Raw genomic sequence first — 9,970 nt, 5'->3', positions numbered from 1 at the left:
TCCCCTCTCCCGTGTGGAAGAGGGGATCCCGCGATGGACTGGTGTCGGAATCGGTCACGCAACGATCGTAGGGGGCGTGACGGCTCCGCTGTCGCAGCCCCGGCCCGGCCGCGCGCGCAATCCGTCCGTTGCGGCGGGTGAGTGGCGTCCCCACCTCAAGCGACGAGCACGCCCGGAGGAGCGCCCGATGGCCAAAGGATCCGACCTGCTGGTGGCCGCCCTCGAGAACGAGGGCGTGGACCGGATCTTCGGCATCCCGGGCGAGGAGAATCTCGACGTCGTCGAATCCCTGCGCCAGTCGACGATCGAGCTGGTGCTGACCCGCCACGAGCAGGCGGCGGCGTTCATGGCGGCGACCCATGGCCGGCTGACGGGGAAGCCCGGCGTGTGCCTCTCGACGCTCGGGCCCGGCGCCCTCAACTTCACCACGGGGGCGGCCTATGCCTATCTCGGGGCGATGCCGATGCTGATGATCACCGGTCAGAAGCCGATCATGAGCGCCCGTCAGGCCCGGTTCCAGATCGTCGACGTGATCGCGGCGATGCGCCCGCTCACCAAGATGACGCGCCAGATCGTCTCGGCCGCCTCGATTCCCACCCTCGTGCGCGACGCCTTCCGGATCGCCACCGAGGAGCGGCCGGGCCCGGTCCATCTCGAATTGCCCGAGGACATCGCGGCGGAGGAGGCCGACGTCGCCCTGGTGCCGTCGCACCCGATCGAGCGGCCGGTGGCGAACCCCGCCGCCATCGAGCGCGCCGCCGCGATGATCCTCCAGGCCCGCCGCCCGCTGGTGATGATCGGCGCCGCCGGCAACCGGCCGCGCCTGGTCGAGCCCCTGTCCGACTTCGTGCGCCGCACCCGGATCCCATTCTTCAACACCCAGATGGGCAAGGGCGCGGTCACCGGCGGCTCGAACCTCTATGTCGGCACCGCGGCCCTGTCGGAGCGCGACTACGTCCACGAGGCGATCGACAGCGCCGACCTGATCCTCTCGATCGGCCACGACACCGTCGAGAAGCCGCCCTTCCTGATGGGCCGGGTCGCGGGGGGCCCGAGGGTGATCCATGTCGGCTACGTCTCGGCCAGCGTCGAGGAGGTCTTTCATCCCGACGCCGAGGTGGTGGGCGATATCGGCACGACCGTCACGGCGCTCGCCGACCGGCTCGGCGGTCGGCTCGATCCGGAGCCGGGGCTGCTGGAAATGCGCCAGCGCATCCTCGCCCGCATCAACGACCGGGCCGAGGAGAACCGCTTCCCGGTCACGCCGCAGCGCCTCGTCCACGACGTGCGGGCGGTGATGCCGGAGGACGGGATCGTCTGCCTTGACAACGGCATGTACAAGATCTGGTTCGCCCGCAACTACCGCACCCACGTCGCCAATACCCTGCTCCTCGACAATGCGCTCGCCACGATGGGCGCCGGCCTGCCCTCGGCGATGATGGCCAAGCTCGTCCATCCGGAGCGCCGGGTGCTCGCGGTCTGCGGCGACGGCGGCTTCATGATGAACAGCCAGGAGCTGGAGACGGCGGTGCGCCTCAAGCTCGATCTCGTGGTGCTGGTGCTCGACGACCAGGCCTATGGCATGATCCGCTGGAAGCAGGCGGTCGACCATTTTCCCGATTACGGCATGACCTTCGGCAACCCGAACTTCGTGACTTACGCCGAATCCTACGGCGCCACGGGTCATCGCGTGACGTCTACCAACGCCCTGGCGCCGACGCTGGAGGCGGCCTTCGCGGCGGGCGGGGTGCATCTCGTGGCGGTGCCGGTCGATTATTCCGAGAACACCCGGGTGCTGGTCGAGGAACTCGGCGGCCATGCTCCCCGGACCGAGCCCGGTTAGGACCATGCGGATTCCCGTGCCGGATCCGCATTGGCGTCGGCGCGCCGCCGGGCTGCTGCTCCTGCTCGGTGGCGGCGCGGTGGCCGCGTCGGGCCCGGTCGTGGTGCCGGAGGGCGCCCGCGCCTGGCACCTGCGGGCCGCGGCCGACGATCCGGCGGCGCTCGCGACCTTGCGCCTGGCCTCCGTCGCCGATGCCGAGCGGATCGGTGCTGGCCTCGACGCCGCGGTGGCGGCGGGTGACGACGACCTGGCGCAGAGCTTCCTGGCGCTGGCCGAGGAGCGGGGCGTGGCGGTCTCGCCCGAACGGCGGGCCGCCGTGGCGGCGCTCGCCGACACCGCGCCGCGCCGGGCGCTCGCCGAGGCGGCGACCGGCTTCGTCAGCGGGGAGGGGGCCGGCATGGCGGGCCTCGCGGGCGCGCTGGCGGGCGACCTCGTCGGCTATGGCGATCTGCGCGACCTGTGGCGCGAGGGCGGGCGGCTCGCCCGCGGCGAGACCTACGACCCGCTGCTCCTCGGCCTCGCCACCGCGGGCTTGGCGCTCACCGGCGCCACCATCGTTTCCCTCGGCTCGAGCGTGCCGGTCCATGCCGGCACCACGACCCTGAAGCTGGCCGCCCGGACCGGCAAGCTGTCCCGTCCGCTCGCCGCGCTTCTCTCCCGCAGCGCCGGCGCGGCGCTCGACCGGGAGGCGTTGGGCCTCGCCACCGCGGCGGCCGGCCGGCTCGACCTCGCGGCCCTGCGCCAGGGCGCGACGGGCGTGCTGCGGCCGGGTGCCCTGCGGGAGATCCGCCATGTCGGCGAGCAATCGGCCCGGATCCAGGCGCGGCTCGGGGCCCGCGGCACGCTTCAGGCGCTGTCGGTGGCCGAGAATGCCGACGACTTGCGCCGCGTCGCCCGCCTGTCCGAGACGATGGGCGGACGCACCCGGGCGGTCCTGGCCCTGCTCGGGCGCGGCGCCCTGGTACTGGGCTCCGGCCTCCTGGCCATCGTGCAGGGCCTCTGGCTCGGCCTGGTCTGGTTCTTCGCCGCCGCCCTGTTCTGCCGCCGCGCCGGCACGGCCATCGGCCGGCTGATCTGGCGGCGCCCGCGCCGCGCCGGAGGCGCGCCCGCCCGACCGCGTCGGCCGGAGCACGGCGGCAGCGAGGCGTGCGGGGCGCCCGTTTGATCGATGGTCGCGGATGTCGGTCCGCGCCGCGACGCTGATTGTGACGAGGTGGTCACCGGTTCGGTGACCACTTCGGCGAAATCTGCTTAGCGGGACCGGTCCCGGGTCTCGCCCCGGAGGACGAAGACCGGTCATCACCCTGCCTTCCACCCGTCCGAATTGCGGATCGTCGTCCGCAGCGACACCCGGCTCGATGGTCGAACCGGGCACGGGCCGCGCCTTTTCAGCAGCCTGACCGATCGCGCCGGCACCGGCGGGCCGCGGCCGCTATCCGGCCGCTCGCATCCCCTCCGAACGGATGATGCCAAACCCGGCCTCCACCCTGCGTGCGGTCTCCGGTTCCAGCATCAAGCGCCCCTTGCATCAATTGTGAGTGGTCTAGATCAGAGGCCGAAACGGCCATGCGCAGTCTTGTGCCGCAAAGGTTTTGGCACTTATATGGATAGGGATGGGTCGGGACCCTGCCGTCCGCGACGGGTTGCCGGGGGGCGACAATGAACGCATGCAGAGGGGACGAGCGCCTCCGGGGCGGAATGCCAGGGGCGGAGGAGGGAAGGGCGCGGCAACCGCGTGACCGGGACCCGCGCGCCGTGACCGCCCGCATGACCACTGGCACAACCACTTGGCAGCCGGCAGCGACGGCGGCCCTCGACGCGCTCGCCCTCGCCGTGCTGGTGGTCGACCGGCAGGGGCACATCCTGCACGCCAACCGGGAGGCCGCCGATCTCCTCGATCGGCCCGACGGAGCCCTGTCGGGCCAGACCGCGACCGGGGGTGGTCACGGGAGCGGGCCCCAGGCGACCCGGCACCTCGCGGCGCGACAGGCCGAGGGCCGCGCGCGGCTTCACGCCCTGATCCAGGCAGCCTGCGACGGACGGCCCGGGGAGACGGTCGGCTTCCTTCAGCTCGACGGCGGCGGCCCGGACGAGCCGGGCGTCTCGGTCTGCGTCTCGCCCCTGGTCGATGACGCGGCGCCGGGCCGGGCGCTGGTGGTGGCTCGCCTGATGCGGGCGCAAGGGTGGATCGAGACGCAGCTCCGCACCCTGTTCGGCCTCACCCGGGCCGAGGCCCAGGTCGGGGCGGCGCTGGCCCGCGGCGGCTGCCTCGCCGAGATCGCGGCGGAGCTGGGCATCAGCGTCACCACGGCGCGCACCCACGTCGCCCGCATCTTCCTCAAGACCGGGACCCGGCAGCAGAGCCAACTCGTCGCCCTGGTGGCGGCGGTGCAATTGCCGGTCGCCTGCGGGACCGGCGAGGCGGCACACCCGGTTCAGGCCTTCAGATCGAGCCGGTAGGCATAGGCGTCGCCGCGGAACAGCCCTTCCACATACTCGATCATCCGGTCGTCCCGGGCATAGGACTGGCGCTTGATCAGGAGACAGGGCAGGGGCTGGGTGAAGCCGAACACCGCGCATTCCTCCGCGTCGGGCGTCGCCGCCTCGATGGTCTGGCGGCAGCGCACCAGGGCCGCCCCGTGAGCGCCCAGGAAGGCGTAGACCGAGCCGCCAAGATCGCCCTCGGCGAGGGCCGGCACCGCCGTGAGGTCGTACCAGGCCACCTCCCGCGACAGCGGCATGCCGTCGCCGCAGCGGATGCGGACCAGCTTCAGGAATGGCGCGGTCGAGGGCAGGCCGAACAGCGAGGCGATCGAGCGGTCCTGGACCACGCGGCGCTCGACGATCCGCGTCGAGGGCACCCGGCCGAGTTCCTGCATCTCCTCGGTGAAGCCCTTGAGCCGGTCCATGCCCGGGCTGAGCCGGGTGCGACCGGCCGCCACGATGAAGCCGTGCCGGCCATGGGCGGTGAGGTAGTGCTGCCGGCGCAAGGAATCGTAGCAGCGCTGCACCGTGGTGCGGCTGACGCCGAGCGCCTCCGCGAAGGGCCGCTCGGCCGGCAGCGTCGTGCCGCCGGCCACGGTGCCGTCCTCGATGAGCGCGCGCAGTTGCTCTTCCAGCTGTTGGTAGAGCGGCTTCGCGGTATCGTGGCGAAGCCGCACCAGGCTGGTCACGGCAGGGGAGCCCGGGCCTGGCCCGAGCGAGCGGTCGGACATCGGCGGGTCAGCCGAGCCGGGGAGCGCGCGCCGGGGCGGCGTGAGCGAGGGGAGGGAGGCAGGGCATGAGCGTCGAGGGTAGCATCGAATGGGCGGCCGATCCGGCTCTCTTCGTCCTCGGAAGCTTCGTGGTCGCTTGTTCTGCCACGGTTGAGCGCCTGCCGCGAGCGGGCGAATCGCTGAGGGCACAGGCTTTCCTGGTCGAGCCCGGCGGCAAGGGCCTCAACCTCGCGGTCGGGGCACGACGCCTCGGCGCCACGGTCGACGGCCTCCTGGCGATCGGCGACGACGTGCTGGCGGCGCTCGCCGCACCCGCCCTGGCCCGTGCCGGCCTGCCCGCCGGCATGCTGCACCGCGTCCCGGGCCCGACAGGGGCCGGCATCGGCTTCACCGACGCTGCGGGCGAGAACTGCCTCGCCGTCCATCCGGGCGCCAATGCCCGGCTCGGGCCGGCGGAGGTGCGGGCGGCGGCGGACCGGATCGGCCGGGCCGCCCTCGTCCTGGCGCAGTTCGAGGCCGGCGACGACGTCGTGGCGGAAACGTTCCGCATTGCCCGCGCGGCGGGCGTGCCCACCCTGCTCAACCCCTCGCCGTTCCGCATGCCGTCACCGGAGATCCTGGGACGCACCGGGATTCTCGTCGTCAATGCGGTCGAGGCAACGGCGTTCGGCACGGCTCTGGACGTGCCCGTGCCAGAGGGCGCGGCGGAGCCCGGACATCTCGACGTCCTCGCCGAGGCGCTGCTCGCCCGCGGGCCGGATCTCGTCGTGGTCACCCTCGGGGCCGGCGGCGCTCTCGCCTTCCGGACCGGCCATCCCGCCCTGGCCCAGCCGGCTTTTGCGGTGAACGCGGTCGACACGCTCGGAGCCGGCGACGCCTTCACGGCGGGGCTCGCGGTCGGCCTCGCCGCGGGTCGCCCGCTCCCCGAGAGCCTGCGGCTCGCGGCGGCCTGCGGGGCTTGCGTGGTCCGCCGCAAGGGCGTGTTCGACGCTCTGCCGGATCGTGCCGCCATCGCGGCGCTGCTGGCCGGGACCGCGTGAGACGACCGGCCCCGGGCCGACGGGACGTTGCCCGGAACCGGAGTCGCGGGCCTCAGGTGAGCAGGCTGGCGAGGAGGCTGCCGACCATCGCGACGATCGCCAGGGTCATGAGGAACCGGATGTCGTCGAGCCTTTCCCTGATCATCGCCGTGCCTCCTTCGCCTCGTGACGGTGTGATGGTGAGGGCTTCGGGCGGCCCTTCACAGTGCGCTTGCGCACCTGTGCGTGACGGATGGTGAACGGAATGGCCCGGCTGCGGTCGCGCCCGGCGCAAGCCCCTGCGGGGCTGTGCAAAACAGGGTGAATCCGACCCAGCTAGACCGTTGACAGATGCCCTCGCACCTAAGAAAAAGGCCACACGCGAGGTGTGGCCCAAGTCTAGGGAGGAAACGCCCAAAGAGGGCAGCAACGCCGCGACGCCATCGCCGCGTTGCCACTTCATAGCTAAGCCCTGCCGGCTTCGCTGGCAAGGGCCGATTCGTGCTTTGTGGCATCCGAGTCGCAGGTGATGCCGCGACGCAACGCATCGCCTTGCGTCACCTGCCCGGACCCCGCGGCCCTTCTGCGGCGTTCGGCTCTTGCTGTCGCCTCGCGCAGGAGAGTTCCGCGATGACGCGCACCGAATTGGCCACGCGGCGCATTCCGGTCCGGGGCCTGACCCTGTCCGTCGCCGAGGCCGGCCCGGGCAACGGACCGCTCACCCTCCTGCTGCACGGCTTCCCGGAGACCTGGTGGGGCTGGCGCCACCAGATCGGCCCGCTGGCGGCGGCCGGCCTGCGGGTGGTGGCGCCGGACCAGCGTGGCTACGGCCTGTCGAGCCGGCCGGAGGGGATCGCGGCCTACCATCTCGACTGCCTGGCCGGGGACGTGGTCGGCCTCGCCGATGCTCTCGGTCACGACCGGTTCCGCGTCGTCGGGCACGATTGGGGCGGCGTCGTCGCCTGGTGGGTCGCCGCGCGTTATCCCGACCGGCTCGACCGGATGGCGATTCTCAACGCGCCGCATCCCGACCTGTTCGGCGCCTATGCCCGCCGCCATCCGAGCCAGGCCCTGCGGAGCCTCTATGTCGGGCTGTTCCAACTCCCCGTCCTGCCCGAGGCGCTGCTGAGCGCCGGCGACGGCGCGGCGCTCCGCCGGGCCCTGACGCAATCAAGCCGGCCCGGCGCCTTCTCGACCGAGGATCTCGACCGATACGCCGTCGCCTGGCGCCGGCCCGGAGCCCTCACGGCGATGCTGAACTGGTACCGGGCGTTGCGCCTGCCCCGTGAGCCGGCGCCGGGCCCGATCCGGCCGCCGGTCCTGGTGTTGTGGGGCGAGCGGGACACCGCCCTCGAACGCGGCCTCGCCGCCGCGAGCCTGCGCCTCTGCGCCCAAGGCGCAGTGCGGTCCTTTACTCACGCGACCCATTGGCTTCAGCACGAGGAGCCGGAGGCGGTCAACGAAGCCCTGATCGGCTTTCTGACCGCCTCCGCCGCATCTCAGGTATGATCGCCGAACAGCAGGCGCGTCGTCGCCGCCGTCACGTCGTCCTGCCGCATCAGGCTCTCGCCGACGAGCAGCGTGCGGATGCCGGCCTTGCCGAGGATCTGCGCGTCGGCATGGCTGCCGATGCCGCTCTCGCCGACGAGGATCCGGTCCGGCGGCACCAGCGGGCTCAAGCGCACGGCGTTGTCGAGCGAGACCGTGAAGGTGCGCAGGTCGCGGTTGTTGACGCCGATGAGCCGGGTGCCGAGGGGGAGGGCCCGGGCCAGCTCGGCCTCGTCATGCACCTCGACCAGCACGTCCATGCCGAGATCGTGGGCGGTGTCGACGAGGGCCGAGGCTTCCTCGTCGTCGAGGCTCGCCATGATGACCAGGATGCAGTCGGCGCCCCAGGCCCGGGCCTCGACCACCTGATAGGGCTCGAACAAAAAGTCCTTGCGCAGGACCGGAAGCGCGCAGGCGGCGCGGGCCGCCGTGAGGTATTCGGGCTTGCCCATGAACGAGGGCTCGTCGGTGAGCACCGACAGGCAGGTGGCGCCGCCGGCCTCGTAGGCGCGGGCCAGGGCCGGCGGGTCGAAATCCTCGCGGATCAGACCGCGGGACGGCGAGGCTTTCTTGATCTCGGCGATTAGCGCGAAACGACCTTGAGCCACATGCGCGGCGATCGCATCGGCGAAGCCGCGGGGCGGATCGGCCTTCGCGGCGCGCTTCTCCAGCTCGGCGAGCGGAATCCGCAGCTTCGCCGAGGCGATCTCGCGGCGCTTGTACGCCTCGATATGGGCGAGGACGTCGGCCGGGCGCGGCCGGGCCTCGCCATCGGGGATTGTCGTATCGGTGTCGGACAAGGCCGTGTCCTCCCCTCGGGAGCGTGTCGGGGGTCGTGTCGGATGATCGGGATGCCGCCGGGCGGCGGGCTCATGCGTGCGAGACGACGGCCAGGCGCTCCAGCACCGCCCGGGCCGCCCCGGTATCGATCGCCTGGGCGGCGCGCGCCATGCCGTCCTGCACGCTGTCGACGCGCCCGGCGACCATCAGGGCCGCCGCGGCATTGACGAGCCCGATGTCGCGATAGGGCGTGCGGGCACCGTCGAGCACCTCGCGCAGGGCGCTCGCATTGTGCGCCGGATCGCCGCCGCGCAGCTCCTCCGGTTGCGCCAGGCGCAGGCCCAGCTCCCGCGGATCGATGGTGAAGCGGCGGATCGCGCCGTTCTCCCACGCCACCACGGCGGTCGGGCCGGTGGTGGTGATCTCGTCGAGCCCGTCCGAGCCGTGGACGGTCCAGACGCGGCGGCTGCCGAGTTCGGCGAGCACCCGGGTCATCGGCTCGGCGAGCGAGGGCGCGTAGACGCCGAGCAGCTGCGCCGACACCCCGGCCGGGTTGCACAGGGGGCCGAGCACGTTGAACAGCGTCCGCGTGCCGATCTCGACCCGCACGGGAGCGACGTGGCGCATCGAGGCGTGATGCGCCTGGGCGAACATGAAGCACAGACCTGCTTCGGCGAGGCAGCGGGCGAGGTGATCGGGCGTCAGCCCGATGCCGACGCCGAGGGCCGAGAGCACGTCGGCGGCGCCGGAGCGGGACGAGGCGGCGCGGTTGCCATGCTTGGCCACCGGCACACCGCAGGCGGCCGTGATGATCGCCGCCAGCGTCGAGACGTTGTAGCTGCCCGAATGGTCGCCGCCGGTGCCGACGATGTCGATCGCCCCCTCGGGCGCCGTGACGCGGGTCATGCGCTCGCGCAGAGCCCCGGCCGCGCCCGTGATCTCGTCCAGAGCCTCGCCGCGGACATGCAGCGCCATCAGGAAGGCGCCGGCCTGGGCATGGGTCACCTCGCCGGAGAGCAGGTGGTCGAAGGCGCGGCGGGCCTCTTCGCGCGTCAGCGCGGCGCCCGTGGCGACCTTCGCCAGGTAGGGCTTGAACGAGTCCATGACGAGTACGGGCCTGATCTCAGCGCTTGTGTCGGGCTGGTTCCGTCAATGCACATCTCGGCCGCGCTTGTCACCCCGGCTCTCGGCATTCCGCCCCTTGGCGTTCCACGCCGCGGCGAGGTCGAGGAAATTGCGCACCATGGTCTCACCGTGCTGCGACAGGATGCTCTCGGGGTGGAACTGCACCCCGTGCACCGGCCGGTCCGTGTGCTCCAGCGCCATGATCAGCCCGTCGGCCTCGGCGGTCACGGCGAGGCGGGTGGGGCAGGTCGCCCCGGCCGCGGCCGCCCGGGCAGGCGGACCGGACGCGGGCGCGGGGCCCCCCGCCCCCCCCCCCGCGGCGGCGGACGCGCCGCCCCCCCCCCGCCGCCGCGCCGGGCGCTCGCCCCCGCGCGCCCGGCGGCCGGGGGGTGGCGCCGCGCGCCCCGCCGCGCCGAGGGGGGGGCGGGCGCGCCGGGTGG

At 72.9% G+C, this 9,970-nt stretch carries 9 protein-coding genes; 5 read left to right on the top strand and 4 right to left on the bottom strand.

All coding sequences use genetic code 11. The features are described 5' to 3' along the window. Positions 1-187 precede the first annotated feature (187 nt). From VP06_RS23805 to VP06_RS23795, 3 genes are all read left to right on the top strand, one after another. Positions 188-1,843 (top strand): acetolactate synthase large subunit, encoded by a 1,656-nt coding sequence (locus tag VP06_RS23805; protein ID WP_048466283.1) that lies wholly within the window; start codon positions 188-190, stop codon positions 1,841-1,843. A gap of 4 nt (positions 1,844-1,847) precedes the next feature. Further along, positions 1,848-3,008, top strand: coding sequence for a hypothetical protein (locus VP06_RS23800; protein ID WP_048466282.1), 1,161 nt, complete (start codon positions 1,848-1,850; stop codon positions 3,006-3,008). 602 nt (positions 3,009-3,610) lie between these two features. Then, on the top strand, positions 3,611-4,303 hold the full coding sequence (locus VP06_RS23795) for a helix-turn-helix transcriptional regulator (protein WP_197093275.1): 693 nt from the start codon (positions 3,611-3,613) through the stop codon (positions 4,301-4,303). On the opposite strand, the gene VP06_RS23790 is transcribed toward VP06_RS23795, so the two are convergent. Further along, the gene (locus VP06_RS23790) at positions 4,279-5,058 is read right to left on the bottom strand and encodes a GntR family transcriptional regulator (RefSeq protein ID WP_048466280.1); all 780 of its coding nucleotides are present in this window, start codon (positions 5,056-5,058) and stop codon (positions 4,279-4,281) included. The two genes, VP06_RS23795 and VP06_RS23790, sit on opposite strands and share 25 nt — an antisense overlap. A gap of 65 nt (positions 5,059-5,123) precedes the next feature. Here VP06_RS23790 and VP06_RS23785 point away from each other — a divergent pair, with 65 nt between their 5' ends. Continuing rightward, positions 5,124-6,098, top strand: a complete 975-nt coding sequence (locus tag VP06_RS23785) for a ribokinase (protein WP_048466279.1) — start codon at positions 5,124-5,126, stop codon at positions 6,096-6,098. A 609-nt stretch (positions 6,099-6,707) separates the two neighbouring features. Further along, the gene (locus VP06_RS23780) at positions 6,708-7,586 is read left to right on the top strand and encodes an alpha/beta fold hydrolase (protein WP_048466278.1); all 879 of its coding nucleotides are present in this window, start codon (positions 6,708-6,710) and stop codon (positions 7,584-7,586) included. Here the strand turns inward: VP06_RS23780 and trpC are convergent. The 3 genes from trpC to VP06_RS38250 form a co-directional block, all read right to left on the bottom strand. Continuing rightward, positions 7,577-8,425 (bottom strand): indole-3-glycerol phosphate synthase TrpC, encoded by an 849-nt coding sequence (trpC, locus tag VP06_RS23775; protein ID WP_048466277.1) that lies wholly within the window; start codon positions 8,423-8,425, stop codon positions 7,577-7,579. The two genes, VP06_RS23780 and trpC, sit on opposite strands and share 10 nt — an antisense overlap. Before the next feature lie 70 nt (positions 8,426-8,495). After that, positions 8,496-9,509 carry an anthranilate phosphoribosyltransferase gene (gene trpD / locus VP06_RS23770; RefSeq protein ID WP_048466276.1) on the bottom strand — a complete coding sequence of 338 codons (1,014 nt, stop codon included), beginning with the start codon at positions 9,507-9,509 and terminating at the stop codon, positions 8,496-8,498. Positions 9,510-9,554: 45 nt separating this feature from the next. After that, a partial coding sequence (locus VP06_RS38250) for a glutamine amidotransferase-related protein (protein ID WP_425350941.1) occupies positions 9,555-9,970 on the bottom strand: 416 nt, incomplete at its 5' end.

Origin of the sequence: Methylobacterium aquaticum (assembly GCF_001043915.1) — a bacterium.
Taxonomy (GTDB): Bacteria; Pseudomonadota; Alphaproteobacteria; order Rhizobiales; family Beijerinckiaceae; genus Methylobacterium; species Methylobacterium aquaticum.
The sequence above is the reverse complement of the archived record's forward strand: the minus strand, read 5'-3'. Positions and strand labels throughout refer to the sequence as shown.